The organism is Micromonospora sp. WMMA1996 (assembly GCF_002573675.1).
Classification (GTDB): Bacteria; Actinomycetota; Actinomycetes; order Mycobacteriales; family Micromonosporaceae; genus Micromonospora; species Micromonospora sediminicola.
In genome coordinates this window covers 3,737,872-3,762,047 of sequence record NZ_PDHU01000001.1, presented here as the reverse complement: position 1 = coordinate 3,762,047, position 24,176 = coordinate 3,737,872, and the positions used below count along the sequence as shown (strand labels likewise).

Annotated in this window: 20 protein-coding genes and 5 tRNA genes; 13 read left to right on the top strand and 12 right to left on the bottom strand. The window is 75.2% G+C overall.

Features of this window, described 5'->3' with window-relative positions; genetic code table 11:
* The first annotated feature begins 5 nt into the window (after positions 1–5).
* Together COO58_RS17295 and COO58_RS17290 are read left to right on the top strand one after the other, a co-directional pair.
* Entirely contained in the window at positions 6–1,637 is a 1,632-nt protein-coding gene (locus COO58_RS17295; protein WP_255292658.1) for a sensor histidine kinase, read from the top strand.
* On the top strand, positions 1,634–2,311 hold the full coding sequence (locus COO58_RS17290; protein ID WP_091579239.1) for a response regulator transcription factor: 678 nt from the start codon (positions 1,634–1,636) through the stop codon (positions 2,309–2,311). The genes COO58_RS17295 and COO58_RS17290 overlap by 4 nt, the downstream gene beginning before the upstream one ends.
* A 15-nt stretch (positions 2,312–2,326) precedes the next feature.
* Here the strand turns inward: COO58_RS17290 and COO58_RS17285 are convergent, their stop codons facing one another.
* From COO58_RS17285 to COO58_RS17270, 4 genes are all read right to left on the bottom strand, one after another.
* Entirely contained in the window at positions 2,327–3,148 is an 822-nt protein-coding gene (locus COO58_RS17285) for an ABC transporter permease (protein ID WP_091579235.1), read from the bottom strand.
* Positions 3,145–4,077: an ABC transporter ATP-binding protein gene (locus COO58_RS17280; RefSeq protein WP_091579232.1), complete on the bottom strand. Its 933-nt coding sequence runs from the start codon at positions 4,075–4,077 to the stop codon at positions 3,145–3,147. The genes COO58_RS17285 and COO58_RS17280 overlap by 4 nt, the downstream gene beginning before the upstream one ends.
* A gap of 155 nt (positions 4,078–4,232) precedes the next feature.
* On the bottom strand, positions 4,233–5,396 hold the full coding sequence (locus COO58_RS17275) for a cytochrome P450 (protein WP_098745738.1): 1,164 nt from the start codon (positions 5,394–5,396) through the stop codon (positions 4,233–4,235).
* Between the two features lie 9 nt (positions 5,397–5,405).
* The gene (locus tag COO58_RS17270; RefSeq protein WP_098746417.1) at positions 5,406–6,074 is read right to left on the bottom strand and encodes a methyltransferase; all 669 of its coding nucleotides are present in this window, start codon (positions 6,072–6,074) and stop codon (positions 5,406–5,408) included.
* A 189-nt stretch (positions 6,075–6,263) separates the two neighbouring features.
* On the opposite strand from COO58_RS17270, the gene COO58_RS17265 reads away from it, so the two are divergent.
* Positions 6,264–7,106, top strand: coding sequence for a hypothetical protein (locus COO58_RS17265; RefSeq protein WP_091583917.1), 843 nt, complete (start codon positions 6,264–6,266; stop codon positions 7,104–7,106).
* A 6-nt stretch (positions 7,107–7,112) separates the two neighbouring features.
* On the opposite strand, the gene COO58_RS17260 is transcribed toward COO58_RS17265, so the two are convergent.
* Positions 7,113–8,471, bottom strand: a complete 1,359-nt coding sequence (locus COO58_RS17260; protein ID WP_091579225.1) for a glycosyltransferase family 2 protein — start codon at positions 8,469–8,471, stop codon at positions 7,113–7,115.
* A gap of 279 nt (positions 8,472–8,750) precedes the next feature.
* Here COO58_RS17260 and COO58_RS17255 point away from each other — a divergent pair, with 279 nt between their 5' ends.
* Entirely contained in the window at positions 8,751–9,941 is a 1,191-nt protein-coding gene (locus COO58_RS17255) for an alkane 1-monooxygenase (protein WP_098745736.1), read from the top strand.
* A gap of 60 nt (positions 9,942–10,001) precedes the next feature.
* Here the strand turns inward: COO58_RS17255 and COO58_RS17250 are convergent, their stop codons facing one another.
* Entirely contained in the window at positions 10,002–10,604 is a 603-nt protein-coding gene (locus COO58_RS17250) for a TetR/AcrR family transcriptional regulator (RefSeq protein ID WP_091583912.1), read from the bottom strand.
* Positions 10,605–10,881: 277 nt separating this feature from the next.
* On the opposite strand from COO58_RS17250, the gene COO58_RS17245 reads away from it, so the two are divergent.
* The 3 genes from COO58_RS17245 (at position 10,882) to COO58_RS17235 (ending at position 11,147) form a co-directional block, all read left to right on the top strand.
* Positions 10,882–10,954, top strand: a tRNA-Gly gene (locus COO58_RS17245).
* A gap of 34 nt (positions 10,955–10,988) precedes the next feature.
* Positions 10,989–11,059 (top strand) — tRNA-Cys (locus COO58_RS17240).
* 13 nt (positions 11,060–11,072) lie between these two features.
* Positions 11,073–11,147 (top strand) — tRNA-Val (locus COO58_RS17235).
* A gap of 49 nt (positions 11,148–11,196) precedes the next feature.
* On the opposite strand, the gene COO58_RS17230 is transcribed toward COO58_RS17235, so the two are convergent.
* Complete coding sequence (locus COO58_RS17230) at positions 11,197–12,177, bottom strand: helix-turn-helix domain-containing protein (protein WP_218012363.1); 981 nt, start codon at positions 12,175–12,177, stop codon at positions 11,197–11,199.
* Positions 12,178–12,247: 70 nt separating this feature from the next.
* On the opposite strand from COO58_RS17230, the gene COO58_RS17225 reads away from it, so the two are divergent.
* Positions 12,248–13,066, top strand: coding sequence for an isocitrate lyase/phosphoenolpyruvate mutase family protein (locus COO58_RS17225; protein WP_098745734.1), 819 nt, complete (start codon positions 12,248–12,250; stop codon positions 13,064–13,066).
* A gap of 86 nt (positions 13,067–13,152) precedes the next feature.
* Here the strand turns inward: COO58_RS17225 and COO58_RS17220 are convergent, their stop codons facing one another.
* The gene (locus COO58_RS17220) at positions 13,153–13,395 is read right to left on the bottom strand and encodes a DUF6458 family protein (protein ID WP_091579214.1); all 243 of its coding nucleotides are present in this window, start codon (positions 13,393–13,395) and stop codon (positions 13,153–13,155) included.
* A gap of 148 nt (positions 13,396–13,543) precedes the next feature.
* On the opposite strand from COO58_RS17220, the gene COO58_RS17215 reads away from it, so the two are divergent.
* From COO58_RS17215 to COO58_RS17205, 3 genes are all read left to right on the top strand, one after another.
* Positions 13,544–13,616: transfer RNA gene (locus tag COO58_RS17215), tRNA-Gly, on the top strand.
* Between the two features lie 12 nt (positions 13,617–13,628).
* Positions 13,629–13,700 (top strand) — tRNA-Val (locus COO58_RS17210).
* Positions 13,701–13,873: 173 nt separating this feature from the next.
* On the top strand, positions 13,874–15,520 hold the full coding sequence (locus COO58_RS17205; protein ID WP_098745732.1) for a PKD domain-containing protein: 1,647 nt from the start codon (positions 13,874–13,876) through the stop codon (positions 15,518–15,520).
* Positions 15,521–15,584: 64 nt separating this feature from the next.
* On the opposite strand, the gene COO58_RS17200 is transcribed toward COO58_RS17205, so the two are convergent.
* Entirely contained in the window at positions 15,585–16,136 is a 552-nt protein-coding gene (locus tag COO58_RS17200; protein WP_098745730.1) for a hypothetical protein, read from the bottom strand.
* 1,019 nt (positions 16,137–17,155) lie between these two features.
* On the opposite strand from COO58_RS17200, the gene COO58_RS17195 reads away from it, so the two are divergent.
* The gene (locus COO58_RS17195) at positions 17,156–18,157 is read left to right on the top strand and encodes an NAD-dependent epimerase/dehydratase family protein (RefSeq protein ID WP_098745728.1); all 1,002 of its coding nucleotides are present in this window, start codon (positions 17,156–17,158) and stop codon (positions 18,155–18,157) included.
* Between the two features lie 161 nt (positions 18,158–18,318).
* Here COO58_RS17195 and COO58_RS17190 read toward each other — a convergent pair whose 3' ends face one another.
* From COO58_RS17190 to COO58_RS17180, 3 genes are all read right to left on the bottom strand, one after another.
* Positions 18,319–19,320 (bottom strand): hypothetical protein, encoded by a 1,002-nt coding sequence (locus COO58_RS17190; protein WP_098745727.1) that lies wholly within the window; start codon positions 19,318–19,320, stop codon positions 18,319–18,321.
* Positions 19,321–19,386: 66 nt separating this feature from the next.
* Positions 19,387–22,323, bottom strand: a complete 2,937-nt coding sequence (locus COO58_RS17185; protein ID WP_098745725.1) for a BTAD domain-containing putative transcriptional regulator — start codon at positions 22,321–22,323, stop codon at positions 19,387–19,389.
* A 56-nt stretch (positions 22,324–22,379) separates the two neighbouring features.
* Entirely contained in the window at positions 22,380–23,354 is a 975-nt protein-coding gene (locus COO58_RS17180; protein ID WP_091579194.1) for a nitroreductase family protein, read from the bottom strand.
* A gap of 183 nt (positions 23,355–23,537) precedes the next feature.
* Between COO58_RS17180 and COO58_RS17175 the strand changes: the two genes are divergently transcribed.
* The gene (locus COO58_RS17175; RefSeq protein ID WP_091096280.1) at positions 23,538–24,176 is read left to right on the top strand and encodes a response regulator transcription factor; all 639 of its coding nucleotides are present in this window, start codon (positions 23,538–23,540) and stop codon (positions 24,174–24,176) included.

Genomic DNA, 24,176 nt, shown 5'->3' with positions numbered 1-24,176 from the left:
CCGCCGTGGAACCGCGCCCGCTGTCGCCCGTGGCCCGACGCCGGGCCGGTGACCTGCTGCTCCTGGCCGTTCTCGCCGCGCCGGCGACGTCGGCCCGGCTCAGCCCGCCATGGCAGCCGTACGACGTGCCGCTGTTGGCCGTCGTGCTGGCGCTGCTCGCCGGCTCGGTCGTGGTGGCTCGCCGGTGGCCGCTCGTGGCGGTGCTGGCGGTGGTGGCCGGCTCGCTGGTCGACGGCAACATGGTGTTCGCCATCCCGGTCTTCGGCTACCTGGCCGGGCTGCGCAGCGCCCGGGCGGCCCCGGCGGCGGTCGTGTTCGCCGCCATCGCGGTCACCGGCACCGGGCTCAACCTCGGGCTGCTCGGCACCGAGCCGGCGGTCTGGTTCCAGCTCGCCTCGGTGCTGCTCTTCGCCGGCGTGTTCCCCTGGCTGCTGGGTCGGCTGCGACGGCAGCACCGGGCGCTCGCCGACGCCGGGCGGCGGCACGCCGAGGCCGAGCGGCGCAGCGTGGTGGAGCGGGTACGCCTGCGCGAGCGGGCCCGGATCGCCCAGGACATGCACGACTCGCTCGGGCACGACCTGAGCCTCATCGCGCTGCGGGCCGGCGCGTTGGAACTGGCGCCCGAGCTGTCCCCGGCCCACCGCACGGCGGCCGGGGAGCTACGGGCCAGCGTCGCCGCCGCCACCGAGCGACTGCACGAGGTGATCGGCGTGCTGCGCGAGGAACGCCCCCGGCGACCGCCGGGGGAGACGGTCGCCGACCTGGTCTCCGGCGCCCGCGACGCCGGCATGGCGATCGACCTGCGTCCCGGGGACGCGGGCACGGAGGCCGGTCTGCCGCCGCTCGTCGCGCACGCCGTGCACCGAGTGGTGCGGGAGGCGCTGACCAACGCCGCCCGCTACGCCCCGGGCGCCCCGGTCACGGTCGCGGTGCGGAGGGCGGCCGGCGCGGTCACCGTCACGGTGGTCAACCCGCCGTCCCCGGCCGGCCCGCTGCCCGGCCCGGTGTCGCACGGCTCGGGGCTGCTGGCGCTGCGCGAGCGGGTACGCCTGGCCGGCGGCACCCTGGACGCCGGCGCCCGGGACGGCGGCGGCTGGGCGGTCACGGCCCACCTGCCGCTGACCGGCGTCGCTGCCGCTCCGGCCCTCGGCCGCCGCCCGACGGCGGCCGTTCCGCCGGACGGCGCTCGGCGCGACAGCGGAACGGACGCGGCCCTGGTGCCGGTCGGCGGGGAAACGGACGCCGCCCCGGTGCCGGTCGACGGCATCGGCGAGCCGCACGACGCCGACCGGTCCGGCGTCGAGGCGCGGCGGCTGCGGGAGGCGCGCCGGCGGCTGCGGCGCAGCCTGCTCGTCGCGTTCGGCGCGCCGGCCGGGCTGGCCCTGGCGCTCGCGCTGGTCTACTACCCGATGGCCACGGCCGGCGCGGTGCTGGACCGGTCCGGCTACGACCGGCTGCGGCTGGGCGAGCAGCGCGACACGCTCGGGCTGCCCCGCCGGCAGGCCGACCCGCCGGCGTCCGGCGCCGCACCGGGCTGCGAGTTCTACACCGACGGTAACTTCCCGTTCGCCGAGGCGACCTGGCGGCTCTGCTTCACCGACGGACGGTTGACCAGCAAGGAGCGGATCGAGGAATGAGCGACGACCACGGGCGCCCGCTGCGGGTGGTGCTCGCCGACGACGAGGCGATGGTCCGGGCCGGGGTCCGGGCGATCCTGGCCGCCGACCCGGGCATCGAGGTGGTCGGCGAGGCGGGCGACGGCCACGCCGCGGTCGAGCTGGTCCGCGCGCACCGCCCCCGGGTGGCGCTGCTGGACGTCCGGATGCCCCGCTGTGACGGGCTGAGCGCGGCGGCGCAGATCCGCCGGCTGGTGCCGGAGACCGCCGCGGTCATGCTCACCACGTTCGGCGACGACGACCTGATCGCCCGGGCGCTCGGCCACGGCGCCGCCGGGTTCCTGCTGAAGTCCGGCGACCCGAGGGAGCTGCTGGCCGGCGTCCGGGCGGTCGCCGACGGCGGGGCGTACCTGTCGCCGCGGGTGGCCCGCCGGGTGATCGAGCTGAGCGGCGGCCGGCTCGCCCGCGGCCCGTACGCGCGGGACCGCCTGGCCGGGTTGACCGACCGGGAACGGGAGGTGCTCGCGCTGGTCGGGGCGGGGCTGTCCAACGCCGAGATCGCCCGTCGGCTGCACCTGGTCGAGGGCACCGTGAAGAGCTACCTGACCAGCGTCTTCACCCGGCTGGACGTGCGCAACCGGGTGCAGGCGGCGATCCTCGCGTACGAGGCGGGGCTGGTCCCGCCGTCCGGCTGACCAGCCCCGCCCCGCTCAGGCGTCGCGCCGGGCCAGTGCCCACCGGCCCAGCGCCAGCGCGGCGGCGGCCCAGCCGGCGAGCAGCAGCAGCCCCACGGCCGCCGGGTAGGGCTCGGTGTCCCCGGCCAGGAAGTGGTTGCCCGCGACGCCGGGGAACGCGTCGGCGATCCGGGTGAGCACGGTGATGTCCGGCTCCTGCAACGACAGCGGCACGATCATCAGCGCGGCGAACAGCACGGTCAGGGTCAGCACCGCGCCGCGCAGCGCCGCGGCCAGCCCGAGCGCCAGCACGCCCAGCAGCGCCAGGTACGCGGCGCAGGCGAACACGTCCGCCACGGTGCCGCCCAGCGGGGCCCGGCCCCATCCGCCCAGCACCGGCCGGGCCACCACCGCGCCCAGGGCACCGAGCAGCAGCCCCACCCCGAACGTCACCGCGCCGACCACGAGCGCCTTGGCCGCGAGCACCCGGCCCCGGGACGGGGTGCAGCGCAGCGTGGTGCGGATGGTGCCGGTGGCGAACTCGCTCGTGATCGTGAACAGGCCCAGGGCCAGCACGACGTACTGGGTCAGCTCCAGCGAGCCGGCCACCACCTCGCCGACGTCGAGCACCCCCGGGTTCACCGTCGGGTCGTCGTCGGTGTTGGCGTTGACCGCGTAGATGGCGAGCTGGGCGCTGGTGGCCGCCATGGTCAGCGCCGCCGCGAGCAGGGTCCACCAGGTGGAGCGGACCGACCAGAGCTTCGTCCACTCGGCGGCCACCGCGCCGGCGAGCGGGTGGCCGGCCGGGGCCGGTCGGGACGCCGGGCGGGTCGGGTCGAGCGTGGGCAGCGTGGTCATCGGGTTCCGCCTTCGGTCGGGCCGGCGGCGTACTCGACGCTGTCGGCGGTCAGCTCCAGGAACGCCTCCTCCAGGGAGGGCGCGATCGGGGTCAGCTCGTGCAGCCGCACCCCCCGCTCGTACGCGAGGTCGCCGACCCGGCCGGCGGTGCTGCCGACCACGGTCAGCGTGTCCCCGTCGGCGGTGACCGTGGCGCCCTCGGCGGCCAGCCGGTCGCCCAGCGCGGCGAGCGCGGCCGGCTCGGGCCCGCGTACCCGGACCGAGGCGGCGGGTCGCGCGGCGATCAGCTCGGCCAGCGGCGCGTCCGCGACCAGCCGGCCCCGGCCGAGCACCACCACCCGGTCGGCGGTCTGCTGCATCTCGCTCATCAGGTGGCTGGAGATCAGCACGGTGCGTCCCTCGTCGGCGAGGCGCCGGGTGAACCCGCGGATCCACCGCACGCCGTCCGGGTCGAGCCCGTTGACCGGCTCGTCGAGCAGCAGCACCGGCGGGTCGCCGAGCAACGCGCCGGCGATGCCGAGCCGCTGGCCCATGCCCAGCGACAGCGCCCGTCCCGGCTTGCCGGCGGCGCGGTCGTCCAGGCCCACCAGGTCGAGCACCTCGGCCACCCGCCGGGCCGGTACGCCGTTGCTGCGCGCCATCGCCCGCAGGTGCGCCACCCCGGAACGGGCCGGGTGCACGCCGGTGGCGTCGAGCAGCGCGCCGACCTCGTACAGCGGGTGCCGCAGGGTGCGGTAGTCCCGGCCGTTCACCAGCGCCGTCCCGGCGGTGGGCCGGTCCAGGCCGAGCACCATCCGCATGGTGGTGGACTTGCCGGCGCCGTTCGGGCCGAGGAACCCGGTGACCTGGCCGGGGCGGATCTCGACGGTCAGGTCGTCGACGGCGGTCACCCCGCCGAACCGTTTCGTCAACCCACGAAGTGTGATCATGCGGGGACGCTATGCGGCGGCGGCGGAGCGGCGCCGCTGCCGAAGGGCGGGCGCCCACCCTGACTTTTGTAAGGAAGGGCCCCTTCTTAACGCCTCCGGTAGAGGAAGGGCCCCCTTTTAACGCCGCGCGGGCTCAGGCGCGGAACGCCGCGCGGTCAGGCGCGGCGGACCACGAACGCGTCCGGCATCCGGAAGGTGAGGTTGTCCGGGCACCACGGTGGACGGACCACTGTCACGCCGTCGAGCAGCGGCGTGGCCTCGGCGACCACCACGGCGGCCTCCATCCGGGCCAGTTGCGCGCCGACGCAGCGGTGCGGGCCGGCGCCGAAGGCCAGGTGCCGGCGGGAACCGGGCTGTCCCGGGCGGAACTCGCCCGGCGCGGCGACCACGGCCGGGTCCCGGCCGGCCCGGGCCAGCCAGGCCACCACGCTGGTGCCCGCCGCCACCGGCGTCTCGCCCAGCGTGGTGTCGACGGCGGCCACCCGCCGCCAGGTGACGATCGGCGGCTCCAGCCGCAGCCCCTCCTCGACCACGTCGTCCACGCCGATCTCACCGGCGCGCAGCCCGGCCCGTACCGCCGGCTCGCCGGTGAGCCGGTGCAGCAGCAGGGTGAGGAACTGCGAGGTGGTCTCCTGGCCGGCGACGAGCAGGAAGAACAGTGCGCCGACCACCACGTCGGGGGAGTGCCCGGCGGTACGCAGCCGCGCGGCGAGCCCGCCCCCGGTGGCGGCGAACCCGCGCAGCACGGTGTGGAACCGGCCCACCTCGGCGGCCAGCGCGAGCTGCCGGGAGGCGTCCAGCGGCGCCCAGAACAACTCCAGCGCGGCCCGGGCGAAGTCCTTGACCGCGCCGACCGGCGCGTCCGGCAGCTCGACCAGCCGGGCCAGCACCAGCAGCGGCAGGTCGGCGGCGAGGTCGGCGTGCAGGTCGACGGGCCGGCCGGCGTCGAGCGCGGCCGTCAGCCCGGCCACCCGCTCGCGGACCAGCGCAGTCAGCCACTGACGTTGGGCGGCCACCCGGTGCGGGTGCAGCGCGTCGGCGACGATGCCCCGGATCTCCGGATGGCTGGCGCCGCCGTTGTTCGCCAGCGTCGGCGGCAACCGGAACCGGTGCGCGGCGAGCACCCGCAGCGCGGCCACCGGGATCGGGGTCACCGCGTCGAGCGCGTTGTCCGGCCGGAACGTCACCGGGTCGGCGAGCACCCGGCGCACCAGCGCGTGCCGGGTCACCACCAGGTGCGGCACGCCGACGTGGTCGACCACGGTGGCCAGGTCCGGCCACGGTCCGTCGACGGACCTCCCCCAGCCCCGGAACAGCACGCGCCGACGCTACCGGCGCGCTCCCGGCGGGTTCGGGTCCAGCTCCCAGACGGTGGTGCGCTTCACCCGTACGCTCTCCAGCGCCTCGGACACCGGCACGTCGTACGCGGCCAGTTCGTGGAAACGCTCGCGGGGCAGGAACGCCCGGCCCGGGTCGCCCACCAGCACCCGCGCTCCGGCCCGGGCGGCCCGGAGCAGGAAGCGCAGCATCCGACGGGCCATCGCCTCGCTGTAGAAGACGTCCCCGGCCAGCACCACCTCGGCGTCGCCGGCGTCGGAGTCGAGGATGTCGCCGAGTTCGGCGTCGACGCGTACCCCGTTGGCCTCGGCGTTGAGCGCGACCGCCGCGACGGCCCGCTCGTCCACCTCGACCGCCCGGACGGCGGCCGCGCCGGCCCGGGCGGCGGCGATGGCGACCAGGCCGGAGCCGGAGGCCAGGTCGAGGACCCGGCGGCCGGCGACCAGCTCGGGGTGGTCGGTCACATAGCGGGCCAGGCCTTGGCCGCCGGCCCAGGCGAAGGCCCAGAACGGCGGCGGCTGGGCGCTGCGGAACTCGCCCTCGGTCAGCTCCCAGAGGCCGATCGGCTCGTCGGCCTGGTGCAACCGCACCTCGGGGACGAAGGCGACCGGGGCCAGACGGGCGTGCAGCCGGACGAACGCGGCGGACAGTTCGGACACCGACCGATTGTGTCCCACCGCGGTCGACGCGCCGATCTCGGGCGTGTCGCCGGTCGGCGGTGACCGGTTCACCACCCTCGGTGAAAGGGACCCCCGATGTTGCCGACCGGTGCGAACACGCCCGTCTACCGGCCGGCCGGGGCCGCTCCTAGCGTTGCGGGTGGATACGACCGAGGTGAGGGAGGCGTGGTGAGCGGGTGGCGGCACGCGCTGCGGATCGGGCTGGTGCTGACCTGTCTGGCGGGAGCCGGCTACGGCGGGGCGGCGCCGGCACGGGCGGCGGCCGCGTTCTCCACGGAGTTGAGCGGCCTGCCCGACGAGTTCACCGCCGGCGACCGGGTGGAGACGCTCTCCGCGGTGGTGTCCCGGTCCGACCGGGGTGCCCGCTCGGAGTGCGTCAAGGTGCGCTGGTCGATGCTGCTGCGGGTGGACGGCCTGCGGCTGGACCAGGTGAAGGTGGACCGGGTCGAGGAGACCGGCTCGTTCCCGCTGGAGATCCGCGCCGACGGTGACACCGCCCGGCTGACCGACCGGGAGCTGGACCCGGGGGTGCTCTGTCCGGGGCGCACGGTGACCGCCCGCTACCGGGTGGCCTTCGCCGAGGACGTCGGGCGCGGCCGGGTCAGCTTCGCCGCGGAGGCGTACGACCCGCAGTCGCGGCTGCTGGCCCGGCGGACCGCCTCGCGCCAGGTGGTGGGCGAGGCGGCCGAGCCGACGCCGGAGCCGACCCCGACGAGCGCCGAGCCGACCGACCCGCCCAGCGAGGAACCGGCCACCGAGGACCCGGTGACGGAGGAGCCGACCGACGCGGCGGTGGTCGAGCCGCCACCGCCGGGCGCGGCCGGCCGTCCGGTCGCCGCCACCGGAGGGTTCGGCGTGGTGCAGGCCGCCTTCCTGCTCGGTGGCCTGCTGCTCTTCCTCGGGGCCGGACTCCTGCTGCGGATGCGCCGCCTGCTGCGTACCGCCGACGGGGTGGAGGAGGACCTGCCGCCGTCGTTCGAGCGGCGGCGGACCCGGCGACGCTGGCGCTGACCGGCCTCAGCCGGACGCCGCCGCCCCGGCGTACGCGGGCGCGCCGACGGTCGCCGCCGGCCGCAGCGACAGCACCGTGCCCAGCCCTTCGACCTCCTGCCGCTCGACGGCGAACTCCGCGGCCAGCGACCGACCGAGGTACGCCAGGGTGTCCGCGTCGGTGGCGCACATCTGCGGCGCGCTCGCGTCGGTGGCGACCAGGTGCACCTCGCCGGCCAGCAGCAGCGACGAGTTGACGAACTGGCACAGCTCCGGCCAGAGCAGGTAGCGCCAGAAGTCCACGCTGACCACCGCGTCGAGGCTGCCCGGCGCGAGCGGCGGTGCGAGGCCGATCAGGTGGAAGTTGGTCGGGCCGACCGGCGCGGCGTAGTCGAAGGTCACCGCGGACGCGCTCAGTCCGGCGTCGGCGGACCCGGTGCCCACCCAGAGCACCCGGGGGCCGGGGAGCCGGTCGGCGAGCCGGGCCACGGCGGGTCCGATCGCGCAGGTCGACCGTTCGACGCAGGCGCGCACCAGCGAGCGGAAGAGCAGGATCCGCTTGACCGCCTCGGGGCCGACGATGACGCTGAGGAACTCCCACTCCAGGCACGGGTAGAGCGCGGTGATCGAGCGCGTGTTCGCCATCATCTCGGCCCAGTTGCGACCCATGTTGCGGTGGTGCGGCAGGTGGACGACGCGGGCGTCGTCGTCGTACCCGAAGCTCGCCCCGGCCCGGTCCACCCGGTAGAACAGCTCGATGTCCTCCATGCCGTAGCTCAGCGCGAACTCCTCGCGGAAGCCGCCGACCCGGTCGAACAGCTCCCGGCTCAGCGAGATGTTGTGGGTGTACGCGACGGTCCAGCCCACCTCCAGCCAGTCCCGCCGCTGGTCCGGCACGCCGTCGGGAGGGAACCGCATGTCGCCGCCGTGCGGGGAGAGGCGGGGGATCGCGGCCGGGTCGTCGCGCAGCACGGCGGGCAGGTGCGCCAGCCCGATGTCGTCCCGGCGTCCGATCAGCACCTCCGGGTGGCCCGGCTCCCGGTGGTGGGTCAGGTGCCGTTCCAGCAGGTCGGGCAGGGACCAGGAGTCGGCGTCGAGGAAGACGAGCAGCGGCGCGGCGGCGTGCCGGACGCCCTCGTTGCGCACGCCCGCGCGGCCGCGTCGCTCGGCGAGTTCCACCAGCCGCAGGCGCAGGCCCGCGCCGGCGGCCAGCGCCTCCGGGTAGCCGTCGGGGGATCCGCCGTCGCGCACCACGACGACCTCGAAGCGGTCCGGCGGAAGGGTCTGGCGGGCCAGCGCCCGCAGGGTCAGCTCCAGGCAGTGCGGGTCCTGGAAGGTCGGCATCACCACGCTCAGCTCGGGGGTGCCGGTGGTCTGCAGCGACATGCGTTCGGTCTCCGTTCGTCGGACCGCGGCGGGCGTGCGCCGGGCCACGGGCGCGGCGGGTACGTTGCGGGCCGCCGGCGCGGGCGTGCGGGAAGGGCCGGCCGTGGGGTGGGGCCGGGAGCGCTCTCCGGGATGGTCCGACGATAACCGTGCGCATAGTTAACCGTCACTGAAGGTAGGGGTCGCTAGGGGTGATCCGCTTTACAAAAAACTCGCTCTTGTAAAAATGCGTGACGGATGCCACAGTCGGTTCAGGAGTCGACCGATCGGAGTCCGTTGATGCGCACCGACACCGTTCCGTGGCGGGACACCCGCAAACCGCTCTGGCCGCTCGCCCTGCTCGTCCCGGTGCTGCCGTTCGTGGCCTGGTCGGTCTGGCACGCCACGGACGCGGGGTGGGCCTGGTGGCTCACCCCCGCCGTGGTCTTCGGCCTCATCCCCGTGATCGACCTGCTGATCGGCGACGACCGGGAGAACCCGCCGGACGAGGCGGTGCCGGCGTTGCAGGCGGACGGCTACTACCGCTGGCTCACCTACCTCTACCTGCCCGCCCAGTACGCCGCCCTGGTGCTGTGCTGCGCCGTGTGGGCCGCCGGCGGGCTCTCCTGGTGGGCGGCCGCCGGCCTGGTCGCCACCGTCGGGGTGGTGGACGGCATCGCCATCAACACCGCGCACGAGCTGGGCCACAAGCGGGAGCGGGCGGAACGCTGGCTGTCCAAGATCGCCCTGGCGCCGACCGGGTACGGGCACTTCTACGTCGAGCACAACCGCGGCCACCACACCCGGGTCGCCACCCCCGAGGACCCGGCCAGCTCACGGCTGGGCGAGACGTTCTGGGCGTTCTGGCCGCGTACGGTCTGGGGCAGCCTGCGCTCGGCCTGGCGGCTGGAGACCGGGCGGTTCCGCCTGCGTGGCCGCAACCCGTGGACGTGGCGCAACGACGTGCTCAACGCCTGGGCCATGACCGTGCTGCTCTACGCCGCGCTGGCGGTGGCGTTCGGCCCCGGCGTGCTGGTGTTCCTCGTCCTCCAGGCGGTGGTCGGCTTCTCCCTGCTGGAGGTGGTCAACTACCTGGAGCACTACGGGCTGGCCCGACAGCGCACCGCCGCGGGTCGCTACGAGAAGGTGGATCCCCGGCACAGCTGGAACAGCGACCGGACGGTCACCAACGTCTTCCTCTTCCAGCTCCAGCGGCACAGCGACCACCACGCCAACCCGCTGCGCCGCTACCAGACGCTGCGCAGCTTCGACGCCTCGCCGCAGCTGCCCGCCGGCTACGCCACCATGGTGGTCGCCGCGCTGGTGCCCCCGGTCTGGCGCCGGATCATGGACCACCGCGTGCTGGCCCACTACGACGGCGACCTCTCCGCCGCCAACGTCCACCCGCCGGCCCGCGCCCGTCTCTCCCGGTCCCCGGCCCGCCCCGCGTTCCCCGAACCCCCCGCGCCCGCCCCGCGCTCCCAGGGGTGACCGGGGAGTTCGCGTCCGCGTTCCGGTGCGACGCGGACGCGGACTCGGGGTCGGGGCGGTTCAATCGAGCTGGCTGGGTTCCAGGCCCAGCTCGCGGGCGGCGACCAGGCGGATCCACTCGGCGATCTGCCGGCGGGTGATCACCCGCTCGTGCACCGCGAGCTGCACCGCCAGGCCGTCCATCACCGCGCTGATCCGCCAGGCGGCGCCGGCCGGGTCGGGGCAGTCGAAGGTGCCGTCGGCGACCCCGTCGCTGATCACCGACGCCAGGTCCTGCCGCCACCGCAGGTCCAGCCGGCGGGAGAGCTTCTCCAGCTCCGGCGTCCGCAGCGACTCGGACCAGCCGTCGATCCACATGGACCAGGAGGTGGAGCGGCCGGTCGGCGCGTAGAGCCGGAGCATCCGCCGCAGCTTCGCCAACGGCGGGGCGGAGGAGCGGAGCACCGCGTCCAGCCGGGCCAGGTCCTGCTCCACCGCGTACGCGAAGGCCTGCGCGAGCAGCCGGTCCTTCGTCGCGAAGTGGTAGAACACCAGCGCCTGGCTCACCCCGGCGGCCTCGGCCACGTCGGCGGTGCGGGTGTTGGCGAGCCCTCGTTCCGCGATCACCTCGCAGGCCGTGCGCAGCAGCGCGTCCAGGCGGATCTCGGCGGCACGTCTCGTCACGCGGTTACCGTAACCCATCCGAATGACCACGAGGAGTTACCTGAGCGGCCGGTCGGCGGTGGGACAGTCGGATGCCGGACACTCCACCCGCCGGTCTGGATCCGCAGGTGGACGCGCTTCTCGGCCGACTCCGCGGCGGCTTGCCCAGGCTCCTAGGAAGCCCTACGGGAGGTTCGACGCCCACCGCCCCGGACGCGCCGGGAGGGGACCCGATTTGGCAACCGTTCCCGGGCTCGGCTAAAGTTCTCATCCGTCACCGGAAAACAACCGGGGGCGTGCGGACGTAGCGCAGCTGGTAGCGCATCACCTTGCCAAGGTGAGGGTCGCGGGTTCGAATCCCGTCGTCCGCTCGGAGATGCCGCCACGCATGTCGGGGGCAACCTCGGTGGAGTGGCCGAGAGGCGAGGCAACGGCCTGCAAAGCCGTGTACACGGGTTCAAATCCCGTCTCCACCTCGGCAGTTGACGAGGGCGATTGGCGCAGTGGGAGCGCGCTTCCTTGACACGGAAGAGGTCACTGGTTCAAACCCAGTATCGCCCACCATCGGAAAGGCCGTGTCGAACACTCGACACGGCCTTTCTCGTTCCCTCGTTCAGGCCGAAGCGCCCAGCAACGCCTCCGCCACCGCGGTCCGACTGCTCAGCAGCGATCGGCCCTGGCGCCGGGTCACCACCAGGCCGGCGGCCCGCAGTGCGGTGAGGTGCTGCGACACCCCGGCCGGGGAGAGCCCGGTCCGTCGGGCCAGCTCCGTCGTCGACCGCGGCGCGTCGAGCGCCGCCAGCAGCCGTGCCCGGCCCCGGCCCAGCACCGCGCCCAGCGCGTCCGGCGCGCGCACCGGGGTCTCCCACAGCGTGCCGACACCGCGCGCCGGATAGGCCAGCTGGGAGACGTCCCCGGCCGCGATGCTCAGCACCGACGGCCAGACGAACACCGAGGGCACCAGGACCAGACCACCCCCCTCGGGTACGTCCGGCGCCGGGCAGTGCCGCTGGCTGACCAGCAGCGCGTCGCCCTCCCAGCGGACCAACTCGTGCAGGTCGTTGAGAAGGCCGGCGGTGCCGTCCTCGGCCATCCGGCGGGCCCGGTGGAAGACCTCCGCGTCGAGCACCGCCCGGATCCGGGGCCAGTCGTCGGCGACGGCCAGCCGCCAGTAGGCGTCGATCTCGGCGGCCAGCCGGGCCAGCCCGGCGACCGGATCGGCGTACAGGGCGGCCACCACCGCCGGGCGGGGACCGGGCAGCAGGTCCAGGTGGGCGCGGACCACCTCGGGGCGGGTGGCGCGCAGCGTGGCCAGCTCCTCGGCCAGGTCCGGGTCCAGGCCGGCCGGCGGCGGGGTGAGAAAGTCCGGCAGGTAGCCCGGGGCCGCCGGCACCAGACGCCACAGCAGGCCGGCCTCCGGGTCGAGCAGCCCCGCGTCGGCCAACCGCGGCCGGACCCGGGCGGCCCAGGGCAGGTGGATCGCGTGCCGGCCGGGATCGCGGAGCACCCGGACTCCGGCCATCACCTCCCACAGGCCGGAGAGCGCGAACCGGACCCGCGCCACGGCGCCCGCCGACAGGCCGATCGCGACCACACCGCCCCCTTCGTTTCAGCCAGGACTGAAACAATACGGCGACCGGCCGACCCCCACCGAGACTGACCGGGTGAACGAACAGCACATCCGAGCCCGACAGTTCCGCAGCCTGCACGTGCCCGGCGAGCCGCTGGTCCTGGTCAACGCCTGGGACGCGGCGAGCGCCCGGATCGTGGCCGCCGCCGGCGCCCGCGCGGTCGCCACCACCAGCGCCGGCGTGGCATGGAGTCGCGGCGCGCCGGACGGCGACGCGCTCGCCCGGGAGACCGCCGTCGACGTGATCCGCCGCGTCGCCGCCGCGGTACGCCTGCCCGTCACCGCCGACATCGAGTCCGGGTACGGCGCCCGCCCCGACGACGTCGCCGAGACCGTCACCGCGGTGCTCGCGGCCGGCGCCGTCGGCGTCAACGTCGAGGACGCCCGACACGACGGAGGTGGGCCGCTGCGCCCGGTCGACGAGCAGTGCGCCCGGCTCGCCGCGGTCCGCGCCGCGGCCGACCGCGCCGGCGTTCCGCTGTACCTGAACGCGCGGGTGGACACCTTCCTCCGGGGCGTCGGCGGGGTGCCGGAGACCGTGGCGCGGGCCGAGGCCTACCTGGCCGCCGGCGCGGACGGTGTCTTCGTGCCGGGGACGGTCGACCCGCAGACCGTGGCGGCGCTGGTGGCGGCGATCCCCGCACCCCTGAACGTGCTGGCCGGGCCGGGCGCGCCGCCGGTGGCGGAGTTGGCGCGTCTCGGGGTGGCCCGGGTCAGCCTCGGCTCGGCGGTGGCCGAGGCGGCGTACGCGGTGGCCCGGCGCGCGGCCGTGGAGGCCCTCGGCGACGGCACGTACGGGGCGCTGGCCGACGCGCTCGACTACGGGACGATCAACGAGCTGATGCGGGACTGATCCCGGCACGCGGACGGGGGCGCCACCTGGCGCCCCCGTCCGGGCCGGTCCGGGGACCGATCAGCTCCGTCGGCCCCCGGCTCGCCTCACATCGGCGGGGCGACGTCCCGGCGCTCCTCGACCCGGCGGTACTCGACCGGCTGCTCGGTGGTGGTGACCACCTGGCGGCGCCGGCCCCAGACCAGCGTGGTCATGATGAGGCCGAGCACGCCGGCCGCCATCAGGATCCAACCGACGACGTCGAGGTCGACCCCGCCGACGTTGGCGTTGAGCGCGAAGGTGAGGATCGCGCCGACCGCGATCAGGAAGATGCTCGTACCGATACCCATGACAGCCTCCTTCGGGGGGATGGTTGTGCTGTCGCATCGCCCAGTACCCCGGGGTCGAGCAGCGCAATCACCGTGGCCGGGGGGCTGCCGCAGGGCGATCTTGGCATCGGGTAGAGTTTCCCCCGTCGCCGGCGCAGCCGGTGACGACGCGGACGTAGCGCAGCTGGTAGCGCATCACCTTGCCAAGGTGAGGGTCGCGGGTTCGAATCCCGTCGTCCGCTCGCGAACCGCCCGGGCGATTGGCGCAGTGGGAGCGCGCTTCCTTGACACGGAAGAGGTCACTGGTTCAAACCCAGTATCGCCCACTCGTTCTCCCCGACCGCCGCTCGACCGGCGGACATCTCCCACCGGCCGGACAAGACCGGCCACATCGGTCAGCCCAACCCACCGAGGACCCGGTACGGGTCCACCGTGCGGGTTATGGAGCGCTCGACCGCCGCGTGTCAGGGTGAGGCCCGATACGCAGGGAGGCGGTCACATGGGGACGATCGGGCAGGGACGATGGCGGCGCACGGCCGCCCGGCTGGGCGTGGCGGTGGTCGTCGCGGCGGCCGGGGTGACGGTGGGGGCCACGCCGGCGCAGGCCACCGCGACCCGCACCGTGGCGTTCTGGAGCATGGACGAGCCGGCGTCGTCGACCGTGCTGAGGGACAGCAGCGGCAACGGCCGGCACGGCGCGGTGGGCGGCGAGGTGGTCACCGGCGCGCTCTACGCCGGCGCCACCGCCCACCGGTTCGCCACCCACCTGCCGCCCGACCAGGAGTACGTGCCGGAGCACGTGGACCTGGTGCCGCACAGCACCGACTTCAACCCCGACGCCGGGGACTTCTCGGTGACCATCCGCTACCGCACCACCCACTCCTTCGGCAACATCCTCCAGAAGGGACAGGGCAACGCGGTCGGCGGCTACTGGAAGTTCGAGGCGCCCAGCGGCAAGCCGAGGTGCCTGTTCCGGGGCGGTGACGGCGCCTCGCGCACCGGCTACACCGGAGTGTCGATCGCCGACGGCCAGTGGCACACGGTGACCTGCAACCGCACGTCCACGTACGTGGAGATGTACGTCGACGGTGTCCGGACCAGCCGGCTGACCGGGCCGACCGGCACCATCGCCAACACGTGGCAGGTCTCCGTCGGTGGCAAGAGCCAGTGCGACGGTACGAAGGTCACCTGCGACTACTTCGCCGGCGACATCGACTACATCAAGATCCTGAAGGGTTCCGGCGGTCCGGCCAACCAGGCGCCGGTGGCCGACCTGGCGCCGTCCTGCTCCGGGCTGGTGTGCACGTTCTCCGGCGCGGGCTCCACCGACGCAGACGGCGCGATCCAGGACCACCGCTGGGACTTCGGCGACGGCGGGACCGCCGACACCGTCTCCGTGCCGACCACCTCCCACACGTACGCGACGGCCGGCACCTACCCGGTCACGCTCACGGTCACCGACGACCGGGGCGCCACCGGCACGGCGACCGTCGATGTCACCGTCGCGCCGGTCGCCGAGCGGATCTCCTTCGTCGGCCAGGCCACCGCGAACACCAACTGGACCAGCCACACGGTGACCGTCCCGGCGTCCGTGCAGCCGGGTGACACGCTGCTGCTCCTGCTCAGCCAGAACACCCACACCGGCACCGGCGAGCCGACCGGCGTGACCGGCTGGACCCGTCTGGACCGGCTCGACGGCGGTTTCGCCACCACGACCGCCTGGTCGAAGACCGCGGTCGCCGGGGACGCGGGGACACCGGTCAAGGTGACCCTCGACGGCCAGGCGAAGGGCAACCTGGTGGTGGCCGCCTACCGGGGCGTCCGGCCGGGCGCGCCGGTCTTCGCCCGGGCCACCGACCCGGCCAGCAGCGCCAGCCGGATCACCCCGTACGCGCCGGTGACCGTCGCGCAGAGCTGGGCCGTGTCGTACTGGCTGCACGGTGACGGCACCTCCACCAGCCTCACCCCGCCGGCCGGCGTCGCGGTCCGCAGCAACAGCTCGCAGAGCGGCGGGGGCCGGGTGACCGGGCTGCTCGCCGACTCGGGCAGCAGCGTGCCGGTGGGCAGCTACGGCGGTCTGACCGCTACGGCCGCCGCCGCCAGCACGACCACCACCACGTGGACGTTCGTCCTGCCGCCGGCCTGACCCCTTCCGGTACGCGCGAAGGCCGGCACCCCGGGTTCGGGGGTGCCGGCCTTTCGCGTTGGTCTTACTTGGTCCAGTGCTGGGCCACGATGTCGGTGGCCTGCTTCTCCCACTGCGCGTACGCGTCGGGGTAGGCGGAGACCTGGACGGTCTGCGCGGCGTCGGTCAGGGGCATCTTCTCCCAGCCGTCGACCTGCTTCAGGCCCTTGAGGAAGGCCAGGGTGGAGTACTCGGGGTCGGTGATCTGCTCCGGCGTGCCCCAACCCGAGGAGGGGCGCTGCTGGAACAGGCCCAGCGAGTCGTGGTCATTGCGGTCGCCAAGGTGGCCGAGGTTCTCCAGCTTCGACTCCTGCAGGGCGGTGGCGATCGAGATGACCGCGGCCCGCTCGGGCAGGCCGGCCTTCTTCGTCGCGGCGATGATCGCCTTCGCGTTGGCCAGCTGCTCGTCGTTCAGGTCGATGCGGGACTGCTCGCCCTGCACGGTGGCGACCGCGACGGGCTTGGCGGCGGCGTGGGCGGGGGTGTCGGTGTGGGCGGCGATCGGACCGGCGAAGACGCCACCGGTGAAGGCCAGACCAGCGATACCGAGGATGCTCTTGCGCAGGATCGTGTTCATGAGGGGGCTCCATTCGGGGGTCAACACACCGGGGGGGTGGGCACCGTCAGGCGCGCGAAAAGTCTTGAAGGGGGATCCGGCTGGCTCGTGAGGGCTGGGGGCCGGCTCACGGGGCCGGGGATGTCCGGCTGGCTCGCGGGGCGGGGGGCCTGCACGCGGCGCCGGGATGATGTGTAACGACCGTCCGCCCACCGTCATTCCCGTGGGCGGGGCGGCGGCTCGGGGGCTCGCTGCCTGCTCGGTCGTTCACCCGTCTACAACGCCGCCGACCCGCCGCCGATTCCACGCCCGGGGTGCCGCCCACCACCACCGAACCGGACAAGCCACCCCAGTCCACGCACCCGGGCGGGTGGAGACCGCGCGCATCCCGATCCCGCAGACACCCATGACGTTCCACCCACCGGCCGCCAACCCCGCGAGTGGAACACCATGGGTGCCTCCCGGCCGCGGAGACACCCACCACGTTCCACCCAGCGCCCGCCAACCCCGTCAGTGGAACGCCATGGGTGCCTCCCGACCTGGCAGACACCCCTCACGTACCACCGGCGCCGGGACGTCTCCGGAACACGGACGCACTGCCTGTGCGCTCCCTTCCCTCCCCACCGCCCGGCGCGGGCTGAACGCCAAATCCCCGCTCGCCCGCCCGCTCGCCGAGATCTTGGAAGAAAACGGCCCCCCGAGGGACCCCGAACTTCCAAGATCTCCCACAGAAACGGACAGCCGCACGCAAAATCTGCGCCCGCAGGCACGGATGGACCGCCAGGTCGGGGAGGTGGCGGGTCGGGCGGGGCCTTGATGTCGCCACCTCCCCGCGATGAAGTCGATCAACCCAACACCGGGCCCGGAAAGGGGCGTCGTCAGGAGACGGCAGGTCCCGGTGCCGCAGGTCCCCGGGATGCACGCCGCCCGGACCGGGAAGGTCACCGCCCGGTGGGCGTGGGTGGTGGGCGTGATCTCGTGTTCTGCCGTTGGCAGACGCGACTGTCCGGAACGGGGGACCGGCGGGCAGGCTGGGACGCATGCGACTGCTGATGCTGGGTGGTACGGGATTCGTCGGTGGAGCGGTGGTGGCCGAGGCGGTGCGCCGGGGCTGGTCGGTGACCGTGTTCAACCGGGGGATCCACGGGGACGTGCCGGCCGGCGTGCACCGGTTGCGGGGTGACCGCACCGCGTCGGACGGTCTGGCCGCGCTCGCCGGCGGCGAGTGGGACCTGGTGGTGGACACCTGGGACGGCGCGCCCCGGGCGGTCGGGGACGCGGCGCGGGCCCTGGTCGGGGCGGTGCCGCACTACGTCTACGTCTCCAGCGGCTCGGTGTACGCGCCGCCGGTCGGACTCGGCACCGGTGAGGAGGCGCCGACCGTCGCGGCCGAGCCGGACGCGGACGACGGTGACTACCCGCGGAACAAGGCCGGCGGGGAGCGGGCCGCGGTGCGGGTGTTCGGGGACCGGGCGCTGTTGGTGCGGGCCGGCCTGATCCTCGGGCCGGGGGAGGACATCGGGCGGCTGCCGTGGTGGCTGCACCGGGTGGCGCGGGGCGGCGACGTGCTGGCGCCGGGGCCGCGGGACCTCCCGGTGCAGTACGTCGACGTCCGCGACCTGGCGGTGTGGATGCTGGATCGGGGGGTCGAGGGCGTCGGCGGGGCGTACAACGTGGTCGGTCGCACCGGGCACGCGACGATGGGTGAGCTGCTCGACGCGGCGGTGGCGGTGACCGGGTCGGGGGCGACGTTGCGCTGGACGCAGCCGGAGCCGATCCTCGCGGCGGGCGTGGAGCCGTGGAACGACCTGCCGATCTGGGTGCCGCGCGGGCACGAGTACCGCTGGTTGCAGGAGCGCGACGTCGAGCGGTCGTACGCGGCGGGTCTGGTCTGCCGGCAGGTCACCGAGACCGTCGCCGACACCTGGCGGTGGCTGCGCGAGGTCGGCCGGGTCCCGGCTCGGGCGGGCCGGCCGGCGCGCGCACCGGTGGGTCTGGCACCCGAGCGGGAGGCGGCACTGCTGGCCACCCCGGCGGCCTGACGCACGCCTGCCGGTCACCTGGGTCGAGGGGCCGGGTGCGGCGGGGCCGGGTCCCGGCGGCCCCGCCGCTTCCCCGCACGCCGCCGTCGCACCCGGCGGCGCGCCCCGGGGTCCGTGTCATCGGATCCGGCCGGTCTGCGGCGCGGCCCGTGACACGGCCGCTAGGGGTGGGTGCCGATCTGGCTGGCCTCGGCCTCCCAGATGCCGTACTCCCGTTCGGCCGGGGGCAGGCCGTAGAAGCAGACGCTGTCCACCTGCCCGGACGTCTCGTTCGCCACGGACGAGCCGAAGTTGACGTAGCGGTAGCCGCGGTCGGACTTCGCCCCGTCGATGCCGGCCTCGGTGATCTTCATGCTGATGCCCGGGTTCCAGCCCCGGACGTAGTCGATCATCTTGTACGGGTTGCGTTCGCCGCCGCCGTCCGCGCCCCGGGTCAGATAGCTGGAGCTGTAGCAGTGCACGGTGGCCACGTCCGGGCGGTACGGGCCGGTGAGCAGCGCGCCCAGCCCGTCGCCGGTGTCCCGGACGAACGCGTCGAACCAGCGTCCGGAACTGCCGAAGGTGAACCCGGAGCCGTCGCCGTTCCAGCGCCCGGCCGGCATGTTGATCGCCCAGAGCAGGTTGCCCCGGTCCTGGGCCGGCTTGTTGTCGCGGATGGTCGCCAGCCGGTTCCACCGGGCCAGCCACGGGTTGTCCGGCTGGTGCCAGTCCGGCTCGTTGCCGATCTCCCAGACGAAGAGCGTGTCCGGGTGCGCGTCCACGTAGGGCAGCAGCAGATCCAGCTGGCGGCGCGCCAGGCCCGGGTCGGGATCCTCCGAGGACTGGATGATCATTTCGGTGAGGCCGGTACTCCGCAGCGCGTCGAGCTGCCCGTCGCTGAACTGGCGGCGGTTCGGGTCGCCCCAGAACATCGAGATCCGGGCGGTCTGGGGGCGCATCCGGCGCAGCAGGTCCACCTTGCGGGCGAAGTCGATGTTGTTGGTCGCGCTGCCCGGCGAGACCACCGCGCCCCACTTCATGTAGTAGGCGGCGGACGCCGGCGTGGCGGCGCCGAGCACGCCGCCGGCGCTCAGCGCGGCGGCGGACGCCCCGACGCCGCCGAGGAACCGACGACGGGACATCCCGGTCGCGTCGGCCGGTGCTGTGGTGGTGCGGTCGGTCATCGGGAGCCTCCCCTGGTCCGATGCGGTTCGGCCCTCACCGTGCCGTCCGCCGGCCGCCGGGTCCTCTCACCCCGCTCTCACCGCGCTCGCGCTCCGCTCCGCCTCGCCGTCCCCGGTTCGGGCCCCGGCCTCACCGAGCAGCCGCAGCGCCCGCTCGCGTTCCTGGTCCTCGCCGTGCTCGCGGCACAGGGCCAGGCAGCCGTGCAGCGCCGACCGGGCCGCCGGAAGCCGGCCCAGGGCGAGGTGGGCCGCCCCGAGGCGACGCAGCGCGATCAGCTCGCCGATGCCGTCGCCGACCTCCCGGCTGCCGGCGACCGCCTCGGTCAGCTCGGTCACCGCGCGGTCGTACTCGCCGGTGCGCAGGTGCAGGTCGCCGAGGTGGCCCAGGGAGATGGCCGCGCCCCGCCGGTAGCCCAGCTCCCGGCAGAGCGCCAGCGCGCGGCGCAGCAGGCGGGCCGCGTCCGCGTCCGCGCCGTCGCGACCCAGGACCAGGGCCAGGCTGGTGGAGGTGTACGCCTCACCGAACCGGTCGTCGAGCCGGCGGAACAGCGCCAGCGCGGCACGGAAGGCGCTCTCGGCCGCGCCGGCGCGCCCGGCGACCCGGTGCGCGGCGCCGAGTCCGAACAGGACCTGCGCCTGCCCGGTCAGGTCGCCCAGCTCGACGGTGACCGTCTCGGCCCGGCCCAGCGCGGTCATCGCCGCCGCGTCGTCGTGACGCAGCCGGTGCGCGGTGCCGGCGGCGCGGAGCGCCAACGCCTGCCCGGCCCGTTCGTCGAGCCGTTCGAAGCCGGCCAGCGCCGCGTCGAGGCAGTCCAGCGCGTCGTCCAGCCGGTCGAGGTTGAGATGTCGCTCGCCGCGGGCGCGGAGCAGCCAGGCCCGTCCGGTCTCGTTGCCGGCGGCCTCGCACGCGTCGAGGGCCAGGCGGGTGGTGACGTCCCAGTCGTCCAGGTGCTCCCGCAGCTCGTGGAAGCGGCCGAGGGTGTTCGCCAGGTTCCAGGCGGCCTCGTCGAGCCCGGCGGACGCGGCCCGGCGGACCGCGCCGGTGAGGTGGCCGCGCGCCGCCTCGAACCAGGCCACCGGGTCGGCGAGCAACACCTCCAGGTCGGCCGGCGTCCATCCGGACCAGCGCGGGGCGGTGCCGGCCGCGCCGCGCCGGAAACCGCCAGGGGTACGCCGGTACGCCTCGTCGGTCAGCGTGAGCCAGCCGCCGACCAGCCGGCCCAGCGCCGCCCGGCGGGCCTCGGCCGGCTCCTCCACGGCGCCGAGTTCCCCGGCGTACGCCCGGACCAGGTCGTGCAGCCGGTAGCCGGTCGGGTCGACGTCGACCAGCCGCGCCTCGACCAGCCGTTCGGTGAGTTCCTCGGCGGCGGCCGGCGGCAGGTCGAGCAGGGCGGCGGCGGCCCACGGTGGCACCCGGGGCAGGTTGACCGCGCCGAGCAGGCGCAGCAGCCGGCGTTCCTCGGCGGTCAGCTCCTGGTAGCTGGTGGCCAGGCTGGACCGGACGGCCAGGTCGCCGGTGCGCAGCACGTCCAGCCGGGCGCGTTCGTCGGCGAGCTGGTCGGCGAGCCGCCGTACCGGCCAGTGCGGGCGGGCGGCGAGCCGGGCGGCGGCGATGCGGATGGCCAGCGGCAGGTGGCCGCAGCGTTCGGCGACGCGCAGGCAGTCGGCGTGCTCGCCGGCCACCCGGGCCGGGCCGAGGGCGTGCCGGAGCAGGTCCACGGCCTGTTCGGGGGTGAAGATGCCCAGGTCGACGTGGACGGCGCCGGGCAGGGCGGTGAGCCGGCGCCGTGCGGTGATCAGCACCGCGCAGGCGGGTTCGGCGGGCAGCAGGTGGCGGACCTGGTTCTCGCCGGCCGCGTTGTCCAGCACCACCAGCAGTCGTCGCCCGGCGGTGCGGGCGCGGAACAGCGCGGCCCGGTCGTCCGTGCCGGCGGGCACGGCGCGGGGTTCCTCGCCGAGGGCCTGGAGGAACCGGCCGAGCACCGCGCCCGGGTCGAGGGGCTCGCCGCCGCCCCGCAGGTCGACGAAGAGCTGCCCGTCGGGGAAGGCCGCCCGCGCCCGGTGTCCCACGTGGACGGCGAGGGTGGTCTTGCCGCCGCCGGCGACGCCGGACACGGCGACGACCCGCGGCGCGGTGCCCGGCTCGGCGGTCAGCCGGGCCACCAGGCCGGCGGCCACCTCGCCCCGGTCGACGAAGTCGGGGGCGTCCATCGGCAGCTGGGCGGCGGGGGGTGGGGGCGGGCCGGCGTCGTCGGGCAGCGGGTCCCCGTCGAGGATGCGCCCGTGCAGCGCCCGCAACGACGGGCCGGGTTCCAGGCCCAGGGCGGCGACACCGGCGGCGCGACCCTGCCGGTAGACCTCCAGCGCCTCGGCCCGCCGACCGGCCCGGTGCAGCGCCCGCATCAGTCGTTCCCGCAGCTCCTCCCGGAGTGGTTCGTCGCGCACCATGCGGTACAGCCGGGGGATCAGCTCGACGTGCCGGCCGAGGCCGAACTCGACGTCGATCCGGTCCCGCTCGACGGCGAGTCGCTGCTCGGTCAGCTCGGCCACGGCGGCGTGGAAGCCCGCGACCCCCGGGTGGGCGGGCAGTCGCACGTCGGCCAGCACCGGCCCGCGCCAGGCGTCGAGCGCGTCGCCGTAGCGGCGGGACGCCTCGGCCGGTTGCCCGGCGGCGGCCAGTGCGGCGGCCTCGGCGGCGGTGGCGGTGAACACGGTGGCGTCGAGGTCGGCGGGGGCGACGGTGAGGCGGTAGCCGCCGGGTCGGGTGTCGATGGCGTCGCCGAGCGCGCCGCGTAACCGCCAGATCAGCGTCTGCACCTGGCCGACGGCGGTCTCCGGCGGGTCGTCGCCCCAGAGCGCGGCGAGCAGCACGTCCAGCGAGGCGACGCGGCCGGCGTGCACCAGCAGGACGGCCAGGACCGTCCGCTGTCGGGGGCTGCGCAGCGGGACCGGCTGCCCGGCCCGGGTCACCTCGAGCGGGCCCAGGATCCGATAACTGACCATGCCGGCGTCACCGTACCACCGGATCGACCGCTGTCGCTGCGGCCGGGTGGTGCGGGTCAGGCCGGCACGACCGGCAGGTCGAGCACCTCCTCGACCGGGCGGCGCGGGGTGGCGCGGCCCGGCTGGCCGTACCCGACCCGCATCACCATCTGCGGGGTGCCGAAGCGGCCCAGGGACAGCCGCAGCGCCTCCCGCGCCGCCGGGACCTCGATCGGCTGGGAGAGCATCGAGGCGCTGAGCCCGGCGTCGGTTGCGGTGAGCAGTACCCGCTGCAACGCCTGCCCGGCGACGACCTGGTCGGTGGCGGTGTTGCCGGCGGTGCCGAGCACGGCGACCAGCGGCTCCGGCTCGAAGTCCCGGCCCGGGGCGCGGTTGCGGCCGCCGAATCCGCGTTGCGGCAGCAGGTCCTGCGGCTCGCTCTGCGGCCCGCCGGCCACGGCGGGCACCCCGTCGGGCGAGGGCTCCGAGCGGATCCACTCCACCCGCTCGGCCACGTACGCCGGGTCGCGTTCCAGCACCCGGTGCGCGCTGCGGGCCACCTCGGCGAGCGCGTTGACCGCGCTGGTGCCGATGACCAGTTCCAGCCAGCACTGCTCGGCCCGGGCCGCCTCGCCCAGCCGCCAGCGGGCCTCGGCCGGCACCGGGTCGGGCCAGAACGGGGCCCGGTTGCTGAACCGGCGGCCGATCGCCGCGTACAGGCTCTGCTCGGTCGGGGTGGGCCGGCGCGGCACGTCGGGCACCAGCCGGGCCACCACGTCCGGGTCGGCCGGGTACGGGCGCAGCCGGACTGTGGCCGGGGTGCCCGCCACGGCGAGCGCCAGCCGCAGGTTGAACAGGGCCGCCCCGCAGGCGATCCGCGCGCCCCAGCCGCTGGGGTCGGTGGCCGGCAGCCCGCGCAGCGGGTCGACCGCGACCTCGATGCCGCCGTCGTGCAGCCGGAACCGCCACGGCTGGGTGTTGTGCAGCGACGGCGCGCGTACCGCGTCGGCGACCGCGGCCCGCAGCTGCGGGACGGTGTATCCGGTCGTCATGGTCGTGCTCCCTCCGTGCGGTGCCCGGCCGGCCGGTCGGTCCACCCCCACGGTGCGTCACCGGCGTGCGCCGTGAGCAGGGCCGGAGGTCCCCACCTGGGGAGGTCCGACCGGCCCGGCGACGCGGGACGGTCGGGACCTTCGACCCGTGCGCCGCTGCGGGGGAGCCGGTAGAAAGGACGGATGATCCGGGTGTTCCTGCTCGACGACCACGAGGTCGTCCGTCGTGGCCTTGCCGACCTGCTGCAGAGCAGCGGCGACATCGAGGTGGTCGGCGAGTCCGGCCTCGCCCAGGAGGCGGCGCGGCGCATCCCCGCGCTCCGCCCCGACGTGGCGATCCTCGACGCCCGGCTGCCCGACGGCAACGGCATCGACGTCTGCCGGGACGTGCGGGCCGTCGACTCGTCGATCAAGGGGCTGATCCTCACCTCGTACGAGGACGACGAGGCGCTGTTCGCGGCGATCATGGCCGGTGCCGCCGGCTACGTGCTCAAGCAGATCCGCGGCACCGACCTGGTGGACGCCGTCCGCCGGGTGGCGGCGGGGCAGTCCCTGCTCGACCCGGCGATCACCACCCGGGTGCTGGAGCGCATCCGCAGCGGCGTGGAGCAGCCCCGGGAGCTGAAGTCGCTCACCGAGCAGGAGCGGCGGATCCTGGAGTACGTGGCGGAGGGGCTCACCAACCGGGAGATCGCCGGCAAGATGTTCCTGGCCGAGAAGACGGTGAAGAACTACGTCTCCAGCGTGCTGGCGAAGCTGGGTCTGGAGCGGCGTACCCAGGCGGCGGTGCTGGCCACCCGGCTGCTCGGCAAGACCCACTGA